This is a genomic window from Sinorhizobium sp. CB7 (assembly GCF_041357635.1).
GTDB lineage: Bacteria > Pseudomonadota > Alphaproteobacteria > Rhizobiales > Rhizobiaceae > Rhizobium.
The window spans coordinates 152,150-173,668 of record NZ_JAULLL010000013.1 but is presented as its reverse complement, the minus strand read 5'-3'; the positions used below and the strand labels follow the sequence as shown (position 1 = coordinate 173,668).

The following is a 21,519-nucleotide window of genomic DNA, read 5'->3' as shown; positions in this document are numbered from 1 at the left end:
TTTCCGGCTCCGAGCAATGGAGACCCAGTTACAAGCCGGTAGGATGAAAAGACGCTATGCCGAGAAAATCCATTACAGGAATCATGGCTGAAAGCGCTTGCACCGTCCCTCCGCCAGTATGAACTGGATCAGGTTCAACGGGTCACTGCGCGCTTTTCAGGCCAGCAGTATCTCAGCCCCTTGCCGGGACCCCCCTGGTGAATGCAGTAATTCTAAGAACGGTTTGTCCGATGCGTCAAGCTCGATCTTGACGCAGGTCGGATCCGCCTGATTGCGAAGTGGCTAGTCTGTTATAAAAATGCTGCCATGCGGGGAGGATTTAAGATCATGCGCATTCGCCTGAAAGGGTGGCGAAAAGCACGTAAATCGGCGCGCTTCACGTGAATCATTTGCAAGGTAGGCAAGCAGCTACGACAGGCCAAGAGCCCGGGAGGGATGTAGCCGCAAGGCGACAAGACGGTCGAACGCGCGTTGCGCGCAACTAAAATGCATCTGCGGCAATGCTTGAGATGCCGGGACACTCTGCCAAGACAGTGCCGGATCTGCCGCAGGTCGCAAAGCCGGCATCAAAGGCGTAAGCGATGCATGCCATTTCCTCATGTGACCGGCACGGAAAGCGGTATCGTTCGCCGCTCCTTTGCGCTATAGCGCGACAGGAACCGGAATTTGATTTTGAGAGACAGGACCTGGAGCGTTTCATGGCCGCCGCAATCCGCTATCACGAAGGCGATATTTCAGTAGCCGATGCCGGCCGTTACACCGGTGCGATCGCAATCGATACGGAAACGTTGGGGCTCGTCCCCCGCCGCGACCGCCTCTGCGTCGTTCAGCTTTCCCCTGGCGATGGCACCGCAGACGTGATCCGCATCGCCGCCGGCCAGAAGGAAGCACCGAACCTTGTCGCCATGCTGGCTGATCCATCGCGCCAGAAGATCTTCCACTACGGCCGCTTCGATATCGCCGTTCTGTTCCACACTTTCGGGGTGACGGCGACGCCGGTCTTCTGCACCAAGATCGCGTCGCGCCTCTGCCGGACCTATACGGACCGTCACGGGTTGAAGGATAATCTCAAGGAAATGCTCGACATCGACATCTCGAAAGCACAGCAATCATCGGACTGGGCGGCCGAGACCCTTTCGCCGGCACAGCTCGAATATGCGGCATCCGATGTTCTGTATCTTCACACCCTTCGCGATCGTCTGGCGGAACGTCTTGTTCGCGATGGACGCATGGAGCATGCGCAAGCCTGCTTCACCTTCCTGCCGACCCGTGCCAAGCTCGATCTTCTTGGTTGGGAGGAGACGGATATCTTCGCCCATAGCTGACGCGCAAAGCTGCGGCCGCTGTCCAAGGCGGCCGAAATCGGCTCGTAACTTCGCGGTTACAATTTGTTAACGGATCTCCGCTAAACTTTTATCAGTTTTCCTGCATTCGACGGCGCCATGACGCGTCATGCGGACTGGAACATTCTGCGCTCAGGCAGAAAAATGTTCTAGAATTAAAGAGTTAGAGCGGTATTTGCGCTTTCATTTGAGCGCGCTGGGCTCTAGGGAGATCCGCCTCGGAATGCACCGGACCGCATGAGCGCGGTCTTTTGTGACCTGCTTCCATCATCTCTTCTTGCGAGAAAGGAGCATGCCATGTTGTCTCCTGTCCGTGCAGCGTCCAATGTAAGCCTCACGTCCCAGAAACAGGCAGCTATCGTCGGCGAAAACCTCACGGGCGCGAATACCGTGATGGCTGCGATTGCTTTATCCGGCACCGTCGACACCAGTGTCGAGGGCAAGCTCAATATGCTGCTGCTCGCCGCGCGCACCCGCATGGTCGACAGCCTGCTTGCGGTCATCGATGCCGCCAGCAGATCGATCGGTCTCAAGCGGGAGGCTGGCGAAAGCAATGCGTCTTTTGCGCTGAGAATAGCGGATACGATCCGTGATCTGACGCCAAAGCAGCTGACAACCGTCCAGCAGCAGTTGAACGCGCAGGGACAGACCATTCCCCTGCAATTGATCGCGCAGGCCCTGCATAATCCGACTGGACCGCAGGCTGCCCAGATCGTCGCCTATATCGAGCTGGTGCGCTACAAGGATCTTGCAACAAGGGCCGTTGTGAACTCCTATGGCCAGAACGGCGGGATAGAAACGCAGGAGCCGCACCCATCGGTAACGGCACAACCGCCACGCCAGGACCAGGGCATGCAACCGCACCCGCCGCAGAGCGTATCGGCGGAGAGGCCGTCGACTGCTGCGCCGGCATCCTTTGCGGCGTCCCTGTTTGCGGAAGGGGCGGAGATACAGCAGGTCGAGGTAGTCGAGCAGGTTTTGACCGGCGGCTCATTGGCAGAAGAGGTCAGAGCCGAAGACAAGCGGACCGCAGACCCGCCGCAGCCAAAGACAGCGGTCACAAGCGATCGCCCGGCGATGCCGGTCTTGCGGTCGGCCGCAGCGACGGCGACCGTGATGCCCGGCGAAATTCTCTGGATCGCCGCAGATATTCAGGAAGGACTGAAGATCGTCCTGGCTCGGGTGATCGAGGCCGCCGGGCCTGAGCTCCTCGACATCATGGCGGAAGGCGAACAGGCTGTCGATGCTATCCTCGCTCAGGCGTTGATTGCGGATGTTCTGGATGGCGAAGAGATGCAGCCGAGAGAAGCCATTCTCGAAAAGGCCGCGACTCCCGAAAAGAGCAGCGGCGATCGCCCGGCCGTGCTGTCCAACACTTCCCCGCCATTGACGGAAAATGATGCTGAACGCGCACCGGGCGTCGAGCTTTCCCAGCTGTTCGATGAAGCTTTGATTGCACCTCCAATTTTGGCGGAATCGCAGGCGAAGACGATAGCTCCGCTTCCGCAAGGCATTCCCTTTGCCGTCGCGCAATATCTGCCGGCCCTGGATGATGCCGCTGAGAGCAGCTCGTTGAAGATCGATCGCGTCGATCCCGTGGACGACGAGGAGGAAGGGCAAGGCCAAGGCCAAGGCGAGCCGCAGGATGGAGAGGAAGGGAAACAGGGGGCAGCTTCGGACGACGGCAATGAAGCGGCGATATCCCAGAGCACTGATAGCGGCGAGGAGGAGACTGCGGAAGCCTCCGATTCCGTGGCGACTGCCAGCGCCGATGCACCTGCGCCTGAACCATTGGCGCTCTCCATGGCGGCGCCGGTCGTGCCTGCCGTGGATCCTGTCTACAATCTCTATCAGCGTATGGCGGGGTGGGAATAAACTCGATCGAATAGCCGACAATGAAAAACCCGCCGGAGCGATCCGGCGGGTCTTTAATTCGTTGAGGCTTGACCGAGGATTATTCGGTGTTGCGGTTCTTGAGAGCCGCGCCAAGGATATCGCCGAGCGAAGCGCCCGAGTCGGAAGAACCGAACTGTGCGACGGCTTCCTTCTCTTCCGCGATCTCCAGTGCCTTGATGGACAGCATGATCTTGCGGTCCTTCTTGGAGAAGTTGGTGACGCGGGCGTCGACGACCTGACCGATCGAGAAACGCTCCGGACGCTGTTCGTCGCGGTCGCGAGAAAGGTCGGCGCGGCGGATGAAGGAGGTGATGTCCTCGTGGTTGACGAGCTTCACTTCGATGCCGCCGTCGTTGACGGCGATGACTTCAGCCGAGACGACGGCATTCTTGCGCAGTTCGCCGGAAGCGGCGGCTTCGCCGACCGAATCCTTGCCGAGCTGCTTAATGCCGAGCGAGATGCGTTCCTTGTCGACATCGACGTCGAGAACGACCGCCTTGACGACATCACCCTTATTGTACTCCTCGATGACCTGCTCGCCCGGACGGTTCCAGTCGAGGTCGGAGAGGTGCACCATGCCGTCCACATCGCCTTCGAGGCCGATGAACAGACCGAATTCGGTCTTGTTCTTGACTTCGCCTTCGACTTCGGTGCCGGCCGGATGGTTGCGGGCGAATGCAGCCCACGGATTTTCCAGCGTCTGCTTCAGGCCGAGCGAGATGCGGCGCTTGGTCGGATCGACTTCGAGAACGACCACTTCGACTTCCTGGCTCGTGGACAGGATCTTGCCGGGGTGAACGTTCTTCTTGGTCCAGGACATTTCCGAAATGTGGATGAGGCCTTCGATGCCCGGCTCCAGCTCGACGAACGCACCGTAGTCGGTGATATTCGTGACGGTACCGGAGATCTTCTTGCCTTCCGGATACTTGGCCTGGATGCCATCCCACGGATCGCTCTCGAGCTGCTTCATGCCGAGCGAGATGCGGTGGGTTTCCTGGTTGATGCGGATGATCTGAACCTTGACCTGCTGGCCGATGTTCAGGATTTCCGACGGATGGTTCACGCGACGCCATGCCATGTCGGTGACGTGCAGCAGACCGTCGATGCCGCCGAGGTCGACGAACGCACCGTAATCGGTGATGTTCTTGACGACGCCGTCGACAACCTGGCCTTCTTCAAGGTTCTGAACGATTTCAGAACGCTGCTCGGCGCGGGATTCTTCCAGAACGGTACGGCGGGACACGACGATGTTGCCGCGGCGCTTGTCCATCTTGAGGATTTCGAAGGGCTGCGGGTTGTGCATCAGCGGGGTCACGTCGCGGATCGGACGGATATCGACCTGCGAACGCGGCAGGAAGGCGATCGCACCGTCGAGGTCGACGGTGAAGCCACCCTTGACCTGGTTGAAGATCACGCCTTCGACGCGCTCGCCAGCTTCGAACTTGGCTTCGAGCTTGATCCAGCTTTCTTCGCGGCGAGCCTTCTCGCGCGACAGAACCGCTTCGCCAAGCGCGTTCTCGATGCGCTCGACATAGACTTCGACTTCATCGCCAACCTTCAGCGAACCGTCCTTGGCGCGCGCACCAAATTCCTTGAGCGCGATGCGGCCTTCGACCTTGAGGCCGACGTCGACGACGGCGACGTCCTTCTCGATAGCGGTGATCACGCCCTTGGTGACATAGCCTTCGGCCAGATCGTGCTTGGCGAAGGACTCTTCGAGAAGAGCGGCAAAATCCTCACGTGAGGGGGTAGCTACTGACATAGAATCTCCTGGGGTGTCCTCACATATGTCTCGGACACGTATGCGCCGGTTGGGTTCGTGTTGAACGGGCCTGAACCCAGTCCGCCCTCTCTTGACAAGGGCAATCCGGCGCGTGGACGGAATTTCAGGCTTAATTTCCAATAAGCGACCTATGCTGAAAGCATAGAAAACCGCTTTATTTTAGGCATTTCGGCTCAGGACGGCATCGATAATCGATTTAGCAGCCTGAAACGCGGCCTCTATACTCATTTCTGACGTGTCAAGCAAGTGCGCATCATCCGCCGGTTTCAACGGACTGTCGGCTCGCCCCATGTCACGTTCGTCGCGACGCTTCACATCCGCGAATATGTCCGCGAAATCAGCCGCGCCGCCCTTTGCGACGATCTCGTCGTAACGGCGTCTCGCCCTGACTTCCGGAGAGGCCGTCACATAAAGCTTCACCGGCGCGTCAGGGCAGACGACGGTGCCGATATCGCGGCCGTCGAGCACCGTGCCGGGCGCCCTCGCGGAAAACCGTCGCTGCGCTTCGACCAGCGCGCGGCGCACTGACGGCATGACGGCAATCTTCGAAGCGGCTTCCCCGATCTCGTGCTTGGATAGTATATCGCGGTCAAGGCCGGCAAGTTCAACCTCGCGCGCAATCTTTTCCGCCACTGCCTCGTCATCGAGCGGAAGACCGGCATCGAGCAGCGCCTTAGCGGTCGCGCGGTAGGTCAAACCGGTATCGAGATGATGGAAGCCGTATACCTCGGCGATCCGGCGAGAAAGTGTGCCTTTGCCGGCTGCCGCCGGTCCATCGATGGCGATTGTAAAGGTAGTCTTCAATGCGTCATTCCTGCGGGAGCGTTCCATAGCGGCGGACGAGATCGGCCATTTCGGTCTGATCGGGCCTTTCGTCAAGCCCCGCCGCCACACCCGCGCGATCGGCAACCGGTCGATTCTGGCTGACCTTCCACTTGCCGTCGATCTCGGTGATTTCGATCTCGATGCCGATGATGCCCTTGAGTTGCGCCCGGACAAAGTCCTCCGGCGCATCGCCGACGGACCAGGGAATTACCCTGTCTGCTTCCTGCTCGCCTGTAATGGCATTGACTTGCTTTAACAGCCAGTCGGCATCGTCGATGACGCGTGCGGGCCCGCGCACCTGCACGATCGCATAGTTCCAGGTCGGCACGACCTTCCCGGTCTCACGCTTCGTCTGATACCAGGACGGCGTCACATAGGAATTGGCGCCTTGAAACACGGCAAGAACCGCAGCACCTTCCTGTATGTCCCGCCACTGGCCGTTAGCCTTGGCGAGGTGCAGCCGCAGTGTCCCCTTCTCTGAGGCGTCGGCATCGAGCTGAAAGGGCACGGAATTGGCGATGAGCCCTGAGCTGCCGGCCGTGATCAGCAGCCCAAGCGGATGGGCGCGGATCAGAGCGTGCTGAACACCGAGGTCGTCTTCCCTGAAATGCGGCGGCTGATACATCTCTCTATGCCTGTTCGATCTTCGCCCCGAGCTTTCCCATCAGATCCATGAACTCGGGAAAGCTCGTCGCGATCATGGTTGCATCGTCGACCGTCACAGGATGCTCCGAAGCCAGTCCCATGACAAGGAAGCTCATGGCGATGCGATGGTCGAGATGCGTTTTCACCTGAGCCCCCGCCATATTGCCGAGGCCCTTGCCGCCCGGTCGGCCGCGCACAGTCAGCCAATCCCTGCCCTCGTCGCAATCGGCGCCGTTGAGCGTCAGCCCCTGGGCGACCGCAGAAAGCCGGTCCGACTCCTTGACGCGCAGTTCTTCGAGACCCTTCATCGTCGTCATGCCCTCGGCAAAGCATGCGGCAACGGCGAGCACCGGATATTCGTCGATCATCGACGGCGCGCGCTCTTCCGGCACCGTGATGCCTTTGAGCTCCGAGGCGCGGACACGCAGATCCGCCACGTCCTCGCCGCCGGAAAGGCGGGTGTTCAGCACCTCGATATCGGCGCCCATCTCCTGGAGGGTGAGGATAAGGCCGGTGCGCGTCGGATTCATCAGGACATTCAGGATGGTGACGTCCGATCCCGGCACCAGCAATGCCGCGACGAGCGGAAACGCCGCTGAGGACGGATCGCCCGGCACGTCGATTACCTGCCCGGTAAGCTTGCCGCGGCCCTGGATGCTGATGGTGCGAATGCTACCGTTGTCGATCTTGACAGAGAGATCGGCGCCGAAGCCCAGCAGCATCTTTTCCGTATGGTCGCGCGTCATCTGAGGTTCGATGACGGTTGTCACGCCGGGTGTGTTGAGCCCTGCGAGCAGGACTGCCGACTTCACCTGCGCGGATGCCATCGGCACGCGATAGGTGATCGGGTTCGCGGTGCCGGGCCCGCGCAAGGTCACCGGCAGGCGGTCACCCTCGGCGGATTTCACCTGCACGCCCATTTCGCGAAGAGGATTGAGAACGCGTCCCATGGGGCGCTTGGACAGCGAAGCGTCGCCGATGAACGTGGTCGCAAAATCATAGACCCCGACGAGTCCCATCGTCAGGCGGGAGCCGGTGCCGGCATTGCCGAAATCGAGAGGCGCTTCCGGCGCAAGCAGGGCGCCATTGCCGATACCATCGATGATCCATACATTGCCGTCCCTGCGGATCCTGGCGCCCATCGCCTGCATCGCCCGCCCGGTATTAATCACGTCCTCGCCTTCCAGTAGTCCCGTGATGCGGGTTTGCCCGGAGGCAAGGCCGCCAAACATGAAAGAGCGATGCGAGATCGACTTGTCGCCGGGGATACGGACGGTGCCGGAAAGATCGGACGATCGGCGCGATACGGCGGGTCTCGGTGCGGTGCCATCCGACATGAAGAATCCTTTGCAAAGCAGCTATTTCGTCCGGCAGTGCCGCCGACCGCCGATCTGCGGCGGGACGGCTTCGGCTGGTTAGCATAAACTTCCCAAGAGGTCATCCTGACAGGCAGGAAAAGACGAAAGCGAGCAGGATGAAGTTTGGCTTTGACATCAAGGGCTGCAACGATTAAGGGGACCGGCTTATAAATTCCCTTGAACGCCGGCTTGAACGGCATTGCCGAATGGATCTTCGGCTATTCTCACGAGGCTTTGACAGTGGCGAAAGCGGAACTTGGAACAAAACGTACTGATCCGGATACCGGCAAAAAGTTCTACGATCTGAACCGGGATCCAATCGTTTCTCCCTATACCGGCAAGTCCTACCCCTTGTCCTTCTTCGAGGAAACCTCGGCTTCGTCCGAGCCTGCAGAGGAGGATGAAGTTGCTGAAGTCGATACCGAGAGCACCGAAGTCGAACTGGTCTCTCTCGAAGACGCGGATGAGAATGCCAGCGGCGACGACATTCCGGACATGGGCGATGACGACGTCGAAATCGACGGCGACGAAGACGATACCTTCCTCGAAGCCGATGAAGACGACGATGATGACGACATGAGCGATATCATCGGCGTCACCGGCGACGAAGACGACGTCTGATCGACAATTCAACGGCCCGGATGACAAAAGTTTTCCGGGCCGGCATTTTCGGCTTGCCATCTTCCCAAACCGGAAGTAATAAGCCGCCACCCCGACGGGCAAGCGCGCCCCAAGGGATCCCAGGACCGGCTCGGCCGGACCATTTCGATGGGGCTATAGCTCAGCTGGGAGAGCGCTTGCATGGCATGCAAGAGGTCAGCGGTTCGATCCCGCTTAGCTCCACCAAATTTCTCCAACAATTTTGGTGCCTTAGGTGCCGACGCGGGTATCTGCGAAACCTTTTGGGGCACCGCATTTCGATTTCATCTACGCTGACTACTGCGGTGTATCGACGCCAGCGCCACAGCCCCTGAAACCCCCCGCATTGAATGCCTCGATGAGCATCCATCATGCCTTCTTTTCCGTTGCGAGGCTCAAGGCGTAAGCCGCCAATTCTGGCATGCTCAGTTCGCCGTATTCAGCTTCGAAGCGCATCAGTAGGTTGGCCCGGATAAGGCGATGATCCTCAGTATCCGGCTCATGCAGCTTCAGGCACTCGATCAGGCGAGTACGCTCAAGATTCAAAAATTCGACCAGGATGTCGAGGTATTCGCCAGCCGAGTTCAATGATGCGCCACCTGCCCCCTGGCAGCGTGGCTGGTTCTGGACTCCCAGAATACCGGTGGTCGCCAGTGTCAGCGCGTCATAGACGGCGTTCCATTGGTAACCCTCCAACCTAGACATATCCAGGGCGTGGAGAGCCCTCGTTTTCGGTCGCGCAAATCGCGGCGTGGTGTCTGTGATCGACATTGTGTCACCTCCTGCAAGCTTTTAGGGAATACCCAGTAGAGGTTCTTGCCTTTGCCACCCGCCGAAAGACGGGCCAATGCGGGCGAAGCGGGAATTGCCCACTTCGAGCCGCACAAATCGCGGCTACTACGCTAACACTTGTGAACAGCCAAAGAGCTGCTTCCGTTTGGCGCCCAACAGGAGGCCAATCGCCGCTCTGATACTAACATTTTCTAACAAGCGGGACAGCGAACCCTTGCTGCTCGCCTTTGCGCTTTAAACTGCAATCTCCATCTGCGGGATTGCTTCCAGCTCCTCCATCAGGGCCGGAGCCTCAATCTTGATGTCATAGCTCGCCTGCATGTTCATCCAGAACTCAGGCGTCGTGCGGAAATACCTGGCGAGACGAAGCGCGGTATCAGTTGTTACCGGGGTTTGCTCGGAGGCAAGCCGCTCTATCCGGGTCCGCGGAACATTCAGCCGCTTGGCAAGGGCGCCAGCGCTCATATTGAGCGGAATCAGATATTCCTCCCGAAGGATCTCTCCCGGATGGACCGGAGGCAAGACACTGGTCATCGTTCGGTCTCCAATGCGATCGCAATTGATCTAGTGGTAGTCTACGATTTCGACGTCTTCGGCACCTGCGACGGTCCAGATGAAGCAAATGCGCCATTGATCGTTGATCCGTATTGAATGTTGGCCTTGGCGGCCCCCCTTCAAGGCCTCCAAACGGTTGCCTGGAGGGGAGCGAAGGTCATCGAGGATAACAGCGTTATCGATCATCGTCAGCTTGCGGATTGCCGGCCGAAGCAGATCTGCGGGGAAACCCTTAGGCGCTTTGCCCTTGGCGACTGATTCGGTCGTGGCGTCTCTGAACGAACGGATCACTGTTGGCCTCCAGATGTCTGTATCATATGGTGATACAAGCAGAAGTCAACAAGAATGTATCGTTGCATGATACATGGACCATCAGTATTTGCCGGCCGGCCCGCGTGAGCCTGGCAACGGATGGCGACTCCCCAACGAATGCTTCGCCAGAGCCGGCAGATGTAATATAGCTGCGTCATGAGAATTCTCATCGTCGAAGACAATCGTGAACTTGCCGCCTGGCTGGCGAAGGCGCTGCGTCAGGCGCAGTATGCGGTCGATGTGGTTCACGATGGCGAGGACGCCGAGCATTCCCTCAAGGTCGCGGGCTATGCCGCCGTCATCCTTGATTTGTCGATTCCGAAGATGGATGGATTGACGCTCCTGAAACGGCTGCGCCGGACGGGCAACAAGGTGCCGGTCATTATCCTGACGGCGAATGCGAGCCTCGATGGTCGCGTCGCCGGTCTCGACGGTGGCGCCGATGATTATCTCGCCAAGCCTTTCGAGATCGCCGAGCTGGAGGCACGTATCCGCGCCGTCGTCCGGCGTGGTCATGACCATGCCGCACCGGAGATCGCGGTTGGCGACCTGCGATTCGATGGCGGCACGCGGCAATTTTTCCTTTCGGGGGAGATGCTCGCATTGACGCCGCGCGAGCATGCCGTTCTCGAGCACCTCGTCATGAAGGTCGGCACGACGGTGACAAAGGCGGCGTTGTCCGAGAGTGTGTTCGGTTTCGATGACGTGGTCGATCCCAGTGCCATAGAGATCTACGTGCATCGCGTCCGCAAGAAGCTCGAAGGCAGCTCAGTGCAAATCGCAACGCTGCGTGGCCTCGGCTATTTGCTGCGCCATGCCCAACAGCCGTGATGTCGGACCGATGGAGAGGATCAGGCGTGCAATCATGCAGGTCGGTGGGAGCCTGCGCCTCCAGTTGCTCGCGTGGGTTCTGCTGACGCTGATCGGGGCGATCTGCGTCAATCTCTATGTGAGCTTCCGGTCGGCCGACGCGACAGCCGCTCTCGTCACCGACCACACGTTGCTGGCATCGGCGCGGGTTATCGCCGAGGCCGTCCGGGTCGATGCCGGCGGTACCATTGAGGCTGAAATTCCGCCGGCCGCGCTCGAAATGTTCGATACCGGTTACGGAGACCGCGTCTTCTATCAAGTCGTTACCGCCTGGGGCAACCTCGCGGCTGGTTTTCCCGACATGCCGCAACCAAGAGCTCAGCGGGTCGGCGAGGATAGCCATTTTCGCGGGGAGGGCGTGCGTATCATGATGCTGAATCAGCCCGTCGTCGGTTTGAAGGATGATGGCTATATTTCCGTCACCGTCGCGGTTACGCATAATAGCCAATACGCCATGCGCAATCGTCTCTGGCTTTCCGATTTCACCAAGCAGCTCGTGCTCGTCCTTCTTGCCGGATTGGTGACGATCCTTGGGCTGCAGCGCGGACTGGCGCCGGTGCTGCGGCTGCGGGATGCCGTTCGTGAGCGAGGCCGCGACCGGCTGGATCCGCTGCCGCCGAAGATGGTGCAGACAGAGCTTCAGCCACTGGTCCACGCACTGAACGATCATATGGCGCGGGTGCAGAATCAGATGGCGGCACAGCGGCGGTTCGTCGCGAACGCCGCGCATCAGCTTCGCACGCCGTTGGCGCTCATATCGACGCAGGCGAGTGTTGCCGCACGCGAGAACGATACGGACCGGCGGGACGAGGCGCTGCAGGCGCTGCGCACCAGCACGCGGCAGGTGACCCGCCTCGCAAGCCAGCTTCTCACGCTTTCTCGCGCCGAGCCCGGCAGCCGTCGGCCGCGCGGCGATACGATCGATCTGACCTTGGCCGCCCGTCAGGTACTGGAAAATCAGGCAGAGGAGGCCCTGAGACGCAATATCGATCTCGGGCTGGAAGTGGAAACGCCGGTTTTCGTCGAAGGCGATGGCACCATGCTGCGCGAAATGCTGGTCAATCTCGTCGACAACGCCCTTCGCTATATCCAGGCGGGCGGCACGGTCACCGTCAGCGTTGCCCAGGAAGAAGATGTTGCCGTGATCAAGGTGGAGGACAATGGTCCCGGCATTCCCGAAAACGAGCGCAGCCAGGTGCTCGAGCGCTTCTATCGCATCATGGGCACGGAGCCGGAAGGCAGCGGCCTCGGACTGGCCATAGTTCGTGAGGTCGTGGACGGCGCCGGCGGTACGGTTGTCTTGAGCGAAGCGACTGGTGGCGGGCTGCTGGTGACGGTGCGCCTGCCCGCGATATAAAAAGGCCGAGCAGGGTGCTCGGCCTATGGAGGTTCCCTTTTGGTCAACCGGGACTTACTGCACGTCCATGTGCTGCTGCGGCCGCCATTTGGCGAGGCGATTCTCGATGACCGTCATGATATATTCGGCAGCCAGCGTCACGATCATGACCAGGATGATGGCGGCATACATGCCGGCGGCGTCGAAGGTGCCTTTAGCGATGGAGATCAACTGACCGATGCCGAAGCGGGCGCCGACGAATTCACCGACGATCGCCCCAATGATGGCAAAGCCGAATGAGACGTGGAGGCTCGCGAAGATCCAGCTCATCGCCGACGGGATGATGACGGTGCGCGTCACCTGCCAGTTGGAGGCGCCGAGGATGCGGGCATTGGCGATCATGTTGCGGTCAGCCTCGCGTACACCCTGAAAGGCGTTGGCGAAAACGACGAAGAACACCATGATGAAGGCAAGCGCCACCTTGGAGGGCAGGCCGAGACCCATGATCATGATGAAGATCGGTGCCAGCACGACGCGCGGGATCGAGTTGATTGCCTTGATATAGACCGAGAAGATATCGGACAGGAATCTGTTGCGGCCAAGTCCGATGCCGACCAGCACGCCGGTGATGGAGCCGGCGAAGAATCCGATCAGCGCCTCTTCCATGGTGACCCACAGATTGTACCAGAGCGAGCCTTCCGTCGTACCTTGCGTTGCCCATTCGTAGAGACGCTGAGCGATGGCGCTCGGGCTCGAATAGAAGAATGGGTCGATCCATAGCATGTTGGAGGAAAGCTCCCACATGCCGATGATGATGACGAGAATGGCGATCTGCCAGAAGAGCACCATATTCTTGCGCCTGCTGATCGCCTTCAGAGCCGCGGCTTCGATTTCCGCATCCGAGGTGCCGGGGCGAAACAGAGGGGCCGATCCGGCCTCGAGAGTTACATGTGCCATGATCTGATCTCCTCCCTCACGCTGCTTCGCTGGCGCGGCGGTAGCTGGTCTCGACCTCCTGGCGGAGATCGTCCCAGATCGTCTTGCAATAATCGATGAAGCTCTGCTCGTAGCGGATTTCCGAAACGACCCGCGGCCTTGGCAGATCGATGGCATAGACCGACTTCACCGTCGCCGGACCGGCGGTCAGCACATAGACCTTGTCGGCCAGTGCCACGGCTTCTTCGAGGTCGTGGGTCACGAAAACCACCGATGCCTTGCGCTCGGCCCAGAGCTTCAGGAGCTCCTCATGCATGACGGTGCGGGTCTGCACGTCGAGCGCCGAGAAGGGCTCGTCCATCAGCAGGATTTCCGGCTCATTGATGAAGGTCTGCGCCAGCGAAACGCGCTTGCGCATGCCGCCGGAGAGCTGGTGCGGATAGTGATGGAGGAACTTGGAAAGGCCGACGCGAGCCAGCCAATCCTTGGCGTTCTTTTCCGCTTCGGCCCTTGATATGCCGCGGAAGAGGGGTCCGGACATGACATTGTCGATGACGTTCTTCCATGGAAACAGCGCATCCGTCTGGAAGACGAAGCCGACGCGCGGATCGATGCCGTTGACGGGTCCGCCCATCAGGCGGACCTCACCGGCGCTTGGGCGCGCAAGGCCGGTGACAAGATTGAGGGTCGTAGACTTGCCGCAGCCGGTCGGGCCGACGACGGCGACGAATTCGCCGCGCGCAACCGACATGTTGAAATCACGAAGTGCCGTCAGCGACTTTCCGGTCGGCGAGACGAACCGGCGGCTGACATTGATCAGTTCAATCGCCGGTTCCCGGCTCTTATCCTGTTGCATGGTGATAACCTGACGCGTGCTTTTGAGCGGGCGTGCACGCAAGGCCCAAGATCGATCGGAGCCGCTTCCGGTCACGCCGGAAGCGGAGCGCAGGAGCGCTTACTTGACGTTTTTCACGAATTCCGTCGTGTAGGTCTTGGAGAGATCGATCTGTTTGCCTTTGACGTTCTTGGAGAACTCCGAGAGCACGGCAAGCACGGTCTTCGGGCCATCTTCAGGCATCACGCCGTCCGTCGTGAACATGCCCTTGCCCTGTTCCAGGGCCGCGACGTAGCCATCCTTGTCGCCGACATAGAAATCCTTCGGCATCTTATCGGCGATCTCGGCAGCCGAATGCGTGTTGATGAAACGCAAAGTCTTGACGAAGGCGTTGGCAAGCTTCTGGGCTTCTTCCTTGTGATCGTCGACCCAGGAGGTTTCCATATAAAGCGAAGCGGCCGGGTAGGTGCCGCCGAGCGCGGCACGGGTCGCTTCGACAGTACGCATGTCGACGAGAACGGCTGCTTCCTTGGTTTTCAGCATGCGTGAGATCGTCGGCTCGGTGGTCATGCCGGCCTGGATCTGATCCTGCTGCATGGCGGCGATGAAAGTCGCGCCCGCACCGACCGGAATGGTGACGACGTCACCCGGCTGCAAACCGGCCTTGGACGCCATGTAGAGTGTCAGGAAGTTGGTCGAGGAGCCGAGCCCGGTAACGCCGAGGTTCTTGCCCTTGAAATCGGCCGGCGACTTGATGTCGGGGTATTTGGTCGAAACCATCTCCACTTCGCCGGGCGCCTGGCTGAATTGAACGATGGATTCGACGAATTTGCCCTTGGCCTGCAGGTCGACACAGTGGTCGTAGAAGCCAACGACACCCTGAACGGCGCCGGCGAGAAGCTGGTTTTCGGCATCGACGCCGGCGGCCTCGTTCAGGAGCTCGACGTCAAGCCCTTCCTCCTTGAAGTAACCGAGCGATTCGGCAAGTTTGGCGGGCAGGTAAATCTGTTTCTCGTAGCCGCCGACCATGATGGTGATCTTGTCTGCAGCATGGGCGGCAGTCGCAGCCAGCGACGTGGCGATCATGACGGCGGAAAGGGCTACGGTGTGAAAAAGAGCGCGTGACGAGCGCATGGAATTCCTCCTGATCTGTTTCGTCGCATCGCTTCTTATTGTCAGACTGACGCCTGCTTCCTCCACGATGCTGGGCGAACGTAATGGCTGCAACCTTTCAGTCAGCTTTCAGCGGGGAGAATCTGAATCGAAAGCGCAGAAAACTGCCCGACATCGTGCAATTGCAGAAAGCGTGCGGCATGACAGTGTCCATCAATTGGCAAACCTTTCATTTGCCCGTCAGCACGGGCTGTGAGACAATTCCCGCATAGAAACGTTATCCCGCCGAAACGGGATGCAGCTTGGGAAACATCGGCGGCTGACATCGTTCAGGGCAGCCTGACCTCAGCCAACCTCTGCCAAAACAGAACCTCGACAGCGGCGATGCGACCAACGTATTTCCAGCGATGTTTCCTGCTGCCTAAAGGGAGGAAACGAATATGGCAAAAGTAGTCTGCGTTCTCTACGATGATCCGGTCGACGGCTATCCGACCGCCTACGCCCGTGGCGACCTGCCAAAATTGGAGCGATATCCCGATGGGCAGACATTGCCGACGCCGAAGGCAATCGACTTTCGGCCCGGTGTCCTGCTCGGAAGCGTTTCCGGCGAACTTGGCCTGCGGAAGTACCTGGAGGCGAACGGTCATACATTGATCGTCACCTCCGACAAGGACAGACCGGACTCGGTCTTCGAACGAGAGTTGGTCGATGCGGATGTCGTCATCTCGCAGCCTTTCTGGCCGGCCTATCTCACTGCCGAGCGTATCGCCAAGGCACCGAAACTGAAGCTCGTGGTGACCGCAGGCATCGGCTCCGACCATGTCGATCTGCAGGCTGCAATCGATCGCGGCATGACTGTTGCGGAAGTGACCTACTCCAACTCGATCAGCGTGTCGGAGCACGTCGTCATGATGATTCTCGGGTTGGTGCGGAACTACATTCCGTCCTACCAATGGGTCGTCAAAGGCGGCTGGAATATAGCCGACTGCGCTGCCCGCTCCTATGACGTCGAAGGCATGCATGTCGGCACTGTCGCGGCGGGGCGTATCGGTCTCGCCGTGCTGAGGAGGCTGAAACCATTCGACATGCATCTCCATTATTTCGACCGCCACCGCCTGCCTGAGGCCATCGAGAAGGAGCTGAACGTCACCTGGCATCCGACCGTCGAGGATATGGTCAAGGTCTGCGACGTCGTGACGATCAACGTGCCGCTGCATCCTGAAACCGAGGGCCTCTTCAACGACAAGCTGCTGTCGAAGATGAAGCGGGGCGCCTATCTGGTGAACACGGCCCGTGGCAAGATCTGCGACCGCGACGCCGTTGCTCGCGCGCTCGAAAACGGGCAGCTCGCAGGCTATGCCGGTGACGTCTGGTTCCCGCAGCCGGCACCGAAGGACCATCCCTGGCGAACCATGCCGCATCACGGGATGACGCCGCATATTTCCGGGACCTCTCTGTCGGCGCAAGCGCGCTATGCCGCCGGCACGCGCGAGATCCTCGAATGCTTCTTCGAGGGGCGACCGATCCGCGACGAATACCTGATCGTCGATGGTGGCAAGCTTGCCGGCACGGGAGCGCATTCCTATAGCGCAGGCAATGCGACCGCCGGCTCCGAAGAGGCCGCGAAATTCAAGCGTACGTGACTGCCTCAAGGGGCGCGGGCAATAGGTCCGCGCCCTCTAACGTCAGAAACGCTCTGGTCGAACCAGCGCGTATACGAGATATATTACGAGGAAAAGAGTGACGATTGCGCCAAGCACGTAGTCGAGAGACATGATTTGCTTTCCTCCGGCTCTCTTTAGAGGTGGTCACAGGCCACGACATAGGCGAGAGCCAACGAAAAGAAGATCACCACTATACCTAGAACGACGAGATCCATCATAATTGTCTTCCTCTCGACATATGCCATTTCTGGTTGAATGTAGTTCTTCTCCTATAAAAATTCGATGTGTGTGCGGCGCGAAAGAAATAAGGCGGCATAAGTCCGCGGGGGCCGTGGAGGATGCGCAGCTGTACGAATACAAACACAGCCTGCCCGACGACGAACATGGTGTCACCGCCCATCTTGCCTGAGCACAAGAACGCACTTGACATCCCGTCCGCTTAGGCGCATCGGGGCGTCGATGACACTCATTTCTGTCATCGACCCAGAGGAAACCGAGATGAACCCCGACAGTCGAAGTTCGACGTCATTCCGACCGCTGTTCCGGTGATCTGATCCTTTGGTCGGTGCTCCGGACAGGCCAATGGTCTTTCAGGAGAGCCTATGCTGCGCACCTTTTGGCACGATGCCGACCATCTGGCAGCCGTCCCGCCCGATCCCAATCCGGAAGTGACCGTCGTCCCCGTCTGGTATGACCTGATAAACCCGACTCAGGAGGAAGATAAGACGGTCGAGCGTCAGCTGGGCATTTCCATTCCGACCCGCGACGAAATGGAAGATATCGAACTCTCCGCACGGCTTTACCAGGAGAACGGCGCCGAGTTCATGACCATGACTGCCCTCACCAACCTGGATGGCGATTCTCCGGTCAAGACTGCCATCACTTTCATACTGAAGGGACCAACTCTCGTGACGGTGCGATACGCGGAACCGAAGCCGTTCGACATGTTCCTGTCACGGGCGCAGCGCGCAAACGGCAGCGGGGTGTCGTGTGCGAGCGGTGAGATATTGATGACCGGCCTGATCGAAGCGCTGATCGACCGCATGGCCGAAGCGCTTGAGCGTCTCGGAAACGAAATCGACGGGATCTCGCGCGAAGTCTTCCGCAGCAAGATCGACAAAGCCACCAAGAAAACCCGAAACCTGCAGTCGCTTATCGAACAGATCGGCCGGAAAGGCGACTCTCTGACGATGGTGCGGGAAAGCCTCGTCAGCATCTCGCGCCTCGTCGCCTATCACGCCGCTCTTGAGAGTGGAGACCGCAAATTATCGAAGGAAGCGCGCCAGCGCATCAAGCTCATTCAGCGAGATGCTGCTTCGCTTGGCGAGCATGCAACCTTCCTGGCCAGCAAGATCAACTTTCTCCTTGACGCCACGCTGGGCCTGATCAACCTCGAGCAGAACCAGATCATCAAGATATTCTCCGTCGCGGCGGTCGTGTTCCTGCCGCCGACCCTTGTCGCTTCCATCTACGGTATGAACTTCGAGTTCATGCCCGAACTGCATTTGAGCCTCGGCTATCCGTTGGCGATCGGGCTGATGATCCTCTCGGCGATTTTGCCGTTCCTGTATTTCAAAAGGCGCGGCTGGCTCTGATCGGCCGCTTGCAGCCTTCCGAAGAAGGCACTCACGCAAAGAAGCATTCCACCTGCCCGAGACGCCCGAATTCGGCCGCCAGATGCTGGCCGGGCATAACTTCCAGAATGGTCGTGCAGGAACCGGTGGTAACGATCTCTCCGGCGTGAAGCTGGCGGCCGTCACCGGCAAGCTTCTTGGCAAGCCACACAATGGCCTCGAGCGGGTGCCCGAAGATACAGGTCGCCGATCCGCTGACGACCGTCCGCTTGAACAGGAATGCATTGACCTCGACTTCATCCAGGCCCCTGAAGTCTCTGACGTCGGCGTAGGATCCGCAGACCGTTGCGACGTGAAACCCGAAATCGGCCGTTGCGGCGAAATCGCCTCCATATGCCCGCTTCGTGCGACGCCCAAGCAGCCCGAGCGCCGGCTGGCAACCCAGGACGGCAAGTGCTGCGTTATCAAAGGTGATGTCCTCGCCTTCATCGGGAAACCGCCTCAGCATTGTGAATGCCAATTCGCACTGAGCGCCGATCATGCCGGGAGGAAGCCGCAATTCCGAGCGGCTGGTATAGTAGCTGTTGCTCGGGACGGAGGAATAGACCGGATTGGTAAGGCGGAGCATGCGGCGGCTGGCTTCGCTGCTGCCTACGACCGTGTAGCCATTGCGCTCGAAACCGAGGGCGTCGAGCGCGGCGGTTTGTATCTCGAGCGCTTCGGAGCCTGAGGATATCCTATCGAGTGCGAGATCGCAGGACGTTTCGCGTTTGCGGCTCTTTGCCAATGTCTCGGCTGTCGAGTCGATGAGTTCAAAATACAATTCGACCTCCTGAAGTGGAAAATCCAAGAGTGGTGTCGGATCGTATCTATGTGGGTTTGGATAGGTGTTCCATTCCGGCGGCATGGGCGAAATATCAAAATCTCATAATGGCGGAGCCATTATTTCGGATCCGCAATGAACCGCCCCAAGACCGCCAGGGGAAATGGTGGTTTGCGTAAGGGCTACCGCTTGATCGCCGAAGCCGAGCACCGTAGAAATGACAGCGCGAGCGCCGAAGCGATGAAGATCTCCGGAAGTACCACCGATGCCGAATGTGCTGCCCAGTCCGAATTCTTTGCGGCGATTGCTTGCCGGTCTGCTGCTGGCCGTGGGGCTTGGGCTATCGGCCGCGTCCACAGCGTCGGCGGACGAGGCGCTGGATCGGTCATTCGCCGGCAAGACATCTGCTGAGCAGGTCGAAAAGCTTATCGGGCTATGGCATAACACCTATGGCGGCGCCCATAGCCTTCTCGAAAGGCGCGCAGCCTTCGAGAAATTCATGGCGTCGACGCCCGAGCCGACGCGCGTGCAGATCAAGCATGTGGATGCCGACGGAGTAGCTGCCGATCTCTTCCTGCCGGCTCGGCTCCATTATACGCTGGGAAAGAGGGTGATCCTCTATGTTCACGGCGGTGGGTTCTACAGCGGGTCGCTCCGCACGCACCGTAACATTGCCGCAGCCCTGGCAAAGGCAGCGTCGGCCGAGGTGCTGCTGATCGATTATCGATTGATGCCGGAACACATGTACCCCGCTCAGGTCGACGACACGCTGACGGCCTATCGGTGGCTGCTCGAGTCGGGCTATGAGAGCGAAAATATCGCGATTGTCGGAGAATCCGTTGGCGGAAATCTCGCAATCGAGGCGACGCTGCGCCAGATGCAGGTAAAGGGACCGCTTCCCTCCTCCGTTGTTGTCATGAGTCCCGTGACCGATCTTGCTGTGACAGGAGCCTCCATGGCCGACAACGCCGAACGCGATCCGCTGATCGGTAAGGACCATTTGGAACTGGTCAGCAAGACATATCTAGGTGTTCGCTCGCCGACGGATCCTGCGGTGTCTCCGCTCTATGCGGATCTTAAGGGATTTCCCCCCTTGCTCATCCAGGTAGGGTCCAGAGAGACCTTGCTCGATGATAGCATCCGCTTGGCCCGCAAGGCCACGCTGGCCGACGTCCCCGTCACGCTCGAGGTCTGGCCGGGAATGATCCACCAGTGGCAATTGTTTCAATTCTGGCTGCGCGATGCACGGCGGTCGAACGACAGCGCCGCCGCTTTCGCCGACAGCCATTTCCATTTTGCGGAGCAGTGATCTCCAAGAGGCTCAGCGATCAGGTTTAGCCGGTTTCCAGATGAGTCCCTTTGTCCCATTCCAGAGCCCAGCGATTCGCCGTAGCATGCCCGATGCCGAATCTGGAACCTATCCATGACGAGAGAGAGACGCCGCCGCATCATCAAAAGCCGACGAACCACGACCGGGCTGGTGCTCGTCGGATCGATTTCCTTCATCGCCGGAATGACGGATGCCTCAGGCCTGATGCTGACCGGCAATTTCGTCTCCTTCATGACTGGGAATACCACGCGCGCAGCACTTGCGCTCGGCGAAGGCAATCTCGGGCCGGCGGCTGTCCTCCTGAGCGCGATAGCGATATTCATAGCTGGTAATGCGTTGGGTGTCGTGGTGGCGCATCTGTCGCAGCGACGCGTCTTCACAGTGCTGGGCTGTGTCAGCCTGCTTCTTGCGCTTGCATCGGCGCTGCCCGAACCGGCATTTCTCTTGCCCCGGTTCTATCTGGTCGTCATGGCGATGGGGATGGTCAACGCCGCGGTGGAGCATATCGAAGGCCTGCCGATCGGCCTCACCTATGTCACCGGCGCGCTCTCCCGTTTTGGCCGCGGTATCGGGCGCTGGATCATCGGCGAGCGTAGTCTCGATTGGATGATCCAGATCGTGCCCTGGGCCGGCATGCTCTGCGGCGCCGTCACCGGCGCGGTGCTGACGCGGCTTGCCGGTGCGCACGCCCTCTGGCTCGTCGCGCTCTTTGCGCTGTGCATCGCCCTTGCGACCATGCTCATTCCCCGCCCGTTACAGCATCGTTTCGGCCACCGTTTCGCCCCACAACGGCCGCCTCGGCAGGGTGCAACGAACCGCCGATGAAATTCATCGCAATCCATCACAGGCCTTTGTCCTGTATCTGCTAGAGCAATTCCACGAAAAGTGCG

At 59.5% G+C, this 21,519-nt stretch carries 22 protein-coding genes, 1 tRNA gene and 1 riboswitch; of the genes, 11 read left to right on the top strand and 12 right to left on the bottom strand.

Annotated elements, in window-relative coordinates; translation table 11 throughout:
- Nucleotides 1-87 precede the first annotated feature (87 nt).
- Nucleotides 88-206: riboswitch (TPP riboswitch) on the bottom strand.
- 492 nt (nucleotides 207-698) lie between these two features.
- Nucleotides 699-1,325 (top strand): ribonuclease D, encoded by a 627-nt coding sequence (locus AAE029_RS24225; RefSeq protein WP_371075452.1) that lies wholly within the window; start codon nucleotides 699-701, stop codon nucleotides 1,323-1,325.
- A 315-nt stretch (nucleotides 1,326-1,640) separates the two neighbouring features.
- Nucleotides 1,641-3,218 carry a hypothetical protein gene (locus tag AAE029_RS24220; protein WP_371075451.1) on the top strand — a complete coding sequence of 526 codons (1,578 nt, stop codon included), beginning with the start codon at nucleotides 1,641-1,643 and terminating at the stop codon, nucleotides 3,216-3,218.
- Between the two features lie 79 nt (nucleotides 3,219-3,297).
- Here the strand turns inward: AAE029_RS24220 and rpsA are convergent, their stop codons facing one another.
- The 4 genes from rpsA to aroA all read right to left on the bottom strand — a co-directional run bounded on the left by rpsA (nucleotide 3,298) and on the right by aroA (nucleotide 7,829).
- Nucleotides 3,298-5,001, bottom strand: a complete 1,704-nt coding sequence (gene rpsA, locus AAE029_RS24215) for a 30S ribosomal protein S1 (protein ID WP_371075450.1) — start codon at nucleotides 4,999-5,001, stop codon at nucleotides 3,298-3,300.
- Nucleotides 5,002-5,181: 180 nt separating this feature from the next.
- Nucleotides 5,182-5,826 carry a (d)CMP kinase gene (gene cmk, locus AAE029_RS24210; RefSeq protein WP_371075449.1) on the bottom strand — a complete coding sequence of 215 codons (645 nt, stop codon included), beginning with the start codon at nucleotides 5,824-5,826 and terminating at the stop codon, nucleotides 5,182-5,184.
- 4 nt (nucleotides 5,827-5,830) lie between these two features.
- Nucleotides 5,831-6,472 carry an FMN-binding negative transcriptional regulator gene (locus AAE029_RS24205; RefSeq protein WP_371075448.1) on the bottom strand — a complete coding sequence of 214 codons (642 nt, stop codon included), beginning with the start codon at nucleotides 6,470-6,472 and terminating at the stop codon, nucleotides 5,831-5,833.
- A gap of 4 nt (nucleotides 6,473-6,476) precedes the next feature.
- Nucleotides 6,477-7,829: a 3-phosphoshikimate 1-carboxyvinyltransferase gene (gene aroA, locus AAE029_RS24200; RefSeq protein ID WP_371075447.1), complete on the bottom strand. Its 1,353-nt coding sequence runs from the start codon at nucleotides 7,827-7,829 to the stop codon at nucleotides 6,477-6,479.
- 261 nt (nucleotides 7,830-8,090) lie between these two features.
- Between aroA and AAE029_RS24195 the strand changes: the two genes are divergently transcribed.
- The gene (locus AAE029_RS24195) at nucleotides 8,091-8,471 is read left to right on the top strand and encodes a TIGR02300 family protein (protein WP_371075482.1); all 381 of its coding nucleotides are present in this window, start codon (nucleotides 8,091-8,093) and stop codon (nucleotides 8,469-8,471) included.
- A gap of 149 nt (nucleotides 8,472-8,620) precedes the next feature.
- Nucleotides 8,621-8,696: transfer RNA gene (locus AAE029_RS24190), tRNA-Ala, on the top strand.
- A gap of 162 nt (nucleotides 8,697-8,858) precedes the next feature.
- On the opposite strand, the gene AAE029_RS24185 is transcribed toward AAE029_RS24190, so the two are convergent.
- The 3 genes from AAE029_RS24185 to AAE029_RS24175 form a co-directional block, all read right to left on the bottom strand.
- Complete coding sequence (locus tag AAE029_RS24185) at nucleotides 8,859-9,260, bottom strand: hypothetical protein (protein WP_371075446.1); 402 nt, start codon at nucleotides 9,258-9,260, stop codon at nucleotides 8,859-8,861.
- Between the two features lie 255 nt (nucleotides 9,261-9,515).
- Complete coding sequence (locus AAE029_RS24180; protein ID WP_371075445.1) at nucleotides 9,516-9,815, bottom strand: HigA family addiction module antitoxin; 300 nt, start codon at nucleotides 9,813-9,815, stop codon at nucleotides 9,516-9,518.
- A 30-nt stretch (nucleotides 9,816-9,845) separates the two neighbouring features.
- Nucleotides 9,846-10,127, bottom strand: coding sequence for a type II toxin-antitoxin system RelE/ParE family toxin (locus AAE029_RS24175; RefSeq protein ID WP_371075444.1), 282 nt, complete (start codon nucleotides 10,125-10,127; stop codon nucleotides 9,846-9,848).
- Between the two features lie 177 nt (nucleotides 10,128-10,304).
- Between AAE029_RS24175 and AAE029_RS24170 the strand changes: the two genes are divergently transcribed.
- Both AAE029_RS24170 and AAE029_RS24165 read left to right on the top strand, forming a co-directional pair.
- Entirely contained in the window at nucleotides 10,305-10,979 is a 675-nt protein-coding gene (locus AAE029_RS24170; RefSeq protein ID WP_371075443.1) for a response regulator, read from the top strand.
- 10 nt (nucleotides 10,980-10,989) lie between these two features.
- Entirely contained in the window at nucleotides 10,990-12,375 is a 1,386-nt protein-coding gene (locus AAE029_RS24165) for a sensor histidine kinase (RefSeq protein ID WP_371075481.1), read from the top strand.
- Nucleotides 12,376-12,429: 54 nt separating this feature from the next.
- On the opposite strand, the gene AAE029_RS24160 is transcribed toward AAE029_RS24165, so the two are convergent.
- The 3 genes from AAE029_RS24160 to AAE029_RS24150 all read right to left on the bottom strand — a co-directional run bounded on the left by AAE029_RS24160 (nucleotide 12,430) and on the right by AAE029_RS24150 (nucleotide 15,259).
- A complete protein-coding gene (locus tag AAE029_RS24160; protein WP_371075442.1) occupies nucleotides 12,430-13,311 on the bottom strand; it encodes an ABC transporter permease in 882 nt (293 codons plus the stop codon).
- A gap of 16 nt (nucleotides 13,312-13,327) precedes the next feature.
- Nucleotides 13,328-14,146: an ABC transporter ATP-binding protein gene (locus tag AAE029_RS24155; RefSeq protein ID WP_371075441.1), complete on the bottom strand. Its 819-nt coding sequence runs from the start codon at nucleotides 14,144-14,146 to the stop codon at nucleotides 13,328-13,330.
- Nucleotides 14,147-14,245: 99 nt separating this feature from the next.
- A complete protein-coding gene (locus tag AAE029_RS24150; protein WP_371075440.1) occupies nucleotides 14,246-15,259 on the bottom strand; it encodes an ABC transporter substrate-binding protein in 1,014 nt (337 codons plus the stop codon).
- On the opposite strand from AAE029_RS24150, the gene AAE029_RS24145 reads away from it, so the two are divergent.
- Nucleotides 15,258-15,494, top strand: coding sequence for a hypothetical protein (locus AAE029_RS24145; protein WP_371075439.1), 237 nt, complete (start codon nucleotides 15,258-15,260; stop codon nucleotides 15,492-15,494). The genes AAE029_RS24150 and AAE029_RS24145 overlap by 2 nt on opposite strands.
- Before the next feature lie 184 nt (nucleotides 15,495-15,678).
- Nucleotides 15,679-16,881: an NAD-dependent formate dehydrogenase gene (locus tag AAE029_RS24140; protein WP_371075438.1), complete on the top strand. Its 1,203-nt coding sequence runs from the start codon at nucleotides 15,679-15,681 to the stop codon at nucleotides 16,879-16,881.
- Between the two features lie 42 nt (nucleotides 16,882-16,923).
- Here the strand turns inward: AAE029_RS24140 and kdpF are convergent, their stop codons facing one another.
- Nucleotides 16,924-17,013, bottom strand: coding sequence for a K(+)-transporting ATPase subunit F (gene kdpF, locus AAE029_RS24135; protein WP_371075437.1), 90 nt, complete (start codon nucleotides 17,011-17,013; stop codon nucleotides 16,924-16,926).
- Nucleotides 17,014-17,504: 491 nt separating this feature from the next.
- On the opposite strand from kdpF, the gene AAE029_RS24130 reads away from it, so the two are divergent.
- On the top strand, nucleotides 17,505-18,497 hold the full coding sequence (locus AAE029_RS24130; protein WP_371075436.1) for a magnesium transporter CorA family protein: 993 nt from the start codon (nucleotides 17,505-17,507) through the stop codon (nucleotides 18,495-18,497).
- Nucleotides 18,498-18,528: 31 nt separating this feature from the next.
- Here the strand turns inward: AAE029_RS24130 and AAE029_RS24125 are convergent, their stop codons facing one another.
- Nucleotides 18,529-19,299, bottom strand: a complete 771-nt coding sequence (locus AAE029_RS24125; RefSeq protein ID WP_371075435.1) for a 2-keto-4-pentenoate hydratase — start codon at nucleotides 19,297-19,299, stop codon at nucleotides 18,529-18,531.
- A gap of 265 nt (nucleotides 19,300-19,564) precedes the next feature.
- Here AAE029_RS24125 and AAE029_RS24120 point away from each other — a divergent pair, with 265 nt between their 5' ends.
- Together AAE029_RS24120 and AAE029_RS24115 are read left to right on the top strand one after the other, a co-directional pair.
- Complete coding sequence (locus AAE029_RS24120) at nucleotides 19,565-20,608, top strand: alpha/beta hydrolase (protein ID WP_371075434.1); 1,044 nt, start codon at nucleotides 19,565-19,567, stop codon at nucleotides 20,606-20,608.
- Nucleotides 20,609-20,722: 114 nt separating this feature from the next.
- Entirely contained in the window at nucleotides 20,723-21,454 is a 732-nt protein-coding gene (locus AAE029_RS24115) for a YoaK family protein (protein WP_371075433.1), read from the top strand.
- Nucleotides 21,455-21,519 lie beyond the last annotated feature (65 nt).

Coding starts and splice junctions, on each gene's coding strand:
- aroA (WP_371075447.1), bottom strand. CDS start 7,829: ATGTCGGATGGCACCGCACCGAGACCCGCCGTATCGCGCCGATCGTCC.
- AAE029_RS24115 (WP_371075433.1), top strand. CDS start 20,723: ATGACGAGAGAGAGACGCCGCCGCATCATCAAAAGCCGACGAACCACG.
- AAE029_RS24185 (WP_371075446.1), bottom strand. CDS start 9,260: ATGTCGATCACAGACACCACGCCGCGATTTGCGCGACCGAAAACGAGG.
- AAE029_RS24130 (WP_371075436.1), top strand. CDS start 17,505: ATGCTGCGCACCTTTTGGCACGATGCCGACCATCTGGCAGCCGTCCCG.
- AAE029_RS24180 (WP_371075445.1), bottom strand. CDS start 9,815: ATGACCAGTGTCTTGCCTCCGGTCCATCCGGGAGAGATCCTTCGGGAG.
- AAE029_RS24160 (WP_371075442.1), bottom strand. CDS start 13,311: ATGGCACATGTAACTCTCGAGGCCGGATCGGCCCCTCTGTTTCGCCCC.
- AAE029_RS24145 (WP_371075439.1), top strand. CDS start 15,258: ATGGAATTCCTCCTGATCTGTTTCGTCGCATCGCTTCTTATTGTCAGA.
- AAE029_RS24155 (WP_371075441.1), bottom strand. CDS start 14,146: ATGCAACAGGATAAGAGCCGGGAACCGGCGATTGAACTGATCAATGTC.
- AAE029_RS24165 (WP_371075481.1), top strand. CDS start 10,990: ATGGAGAGGATCAGGCGTGCAATCATGCAGGTCGGTGGGAGCCTGCGC.
- kdpF (WP_371075437.1), bottom strand. CDS start 17,013: ATGTCTCTCGACTACGTGCTTGGCGCAATCGTCACTCTTTTCCTCGTA.
- AAE029_RS24225 (WP_371075452.1), top strand. CDS start 699: ATGGCCGCCGCAATCCGCTATCACGAAGGCGATATTTCAGTAGCCGAT.
- AAE029_RS24170 (WP_371075443.1), top strand. CDS start 10,305: ATGAGAATTCTCATCGTCGAAGACAATCGTGAACTTGCCGCCTGGCTG.
- AAE029_RS24120 (WP_371075434.1), top strand. CDS start 19,565: ATGCCGAATGTGCTGCCCAGTCCGAATTCTTTGCGGCGATTGCTTGCC.
- AAE029_RS24220 (WP_371075451.1), top strand. CDS start 1,641: ATGTTGTCTCCTGTCCGTGCAGCGTCCAATGTAAGCCTCACGTCCCAG.
- AAE029_RS24205 (WP_371075448.1), bottom strand. CDS start 6,472: ATGTATCAGCCGCCGCATTTCAGGGAAGACGACCTCGGTGTTCAGCAC.
- rpsA (WP_371075450.1), bottom strand. CDS start 5,001: ATGTCAGTAGCTACCCCCTCACGTGAGGATTTTGCCGCTCTTCTCGAA.
- AAE029_RS24150 (WP_371075440.1), bottom strand. CDS start 15,259: ATGCGCTCGTCACGCGCTCTTTTTCACACCGTAGCCCTTTCCGCCGTC.
- AAE029_RS24140 (WP_371075438.1), top strand. CDS start 15,679: ATGGCAAAAGTAGTCTGCGTTCTCTACGATGATCCGGTCGACGGCTAT.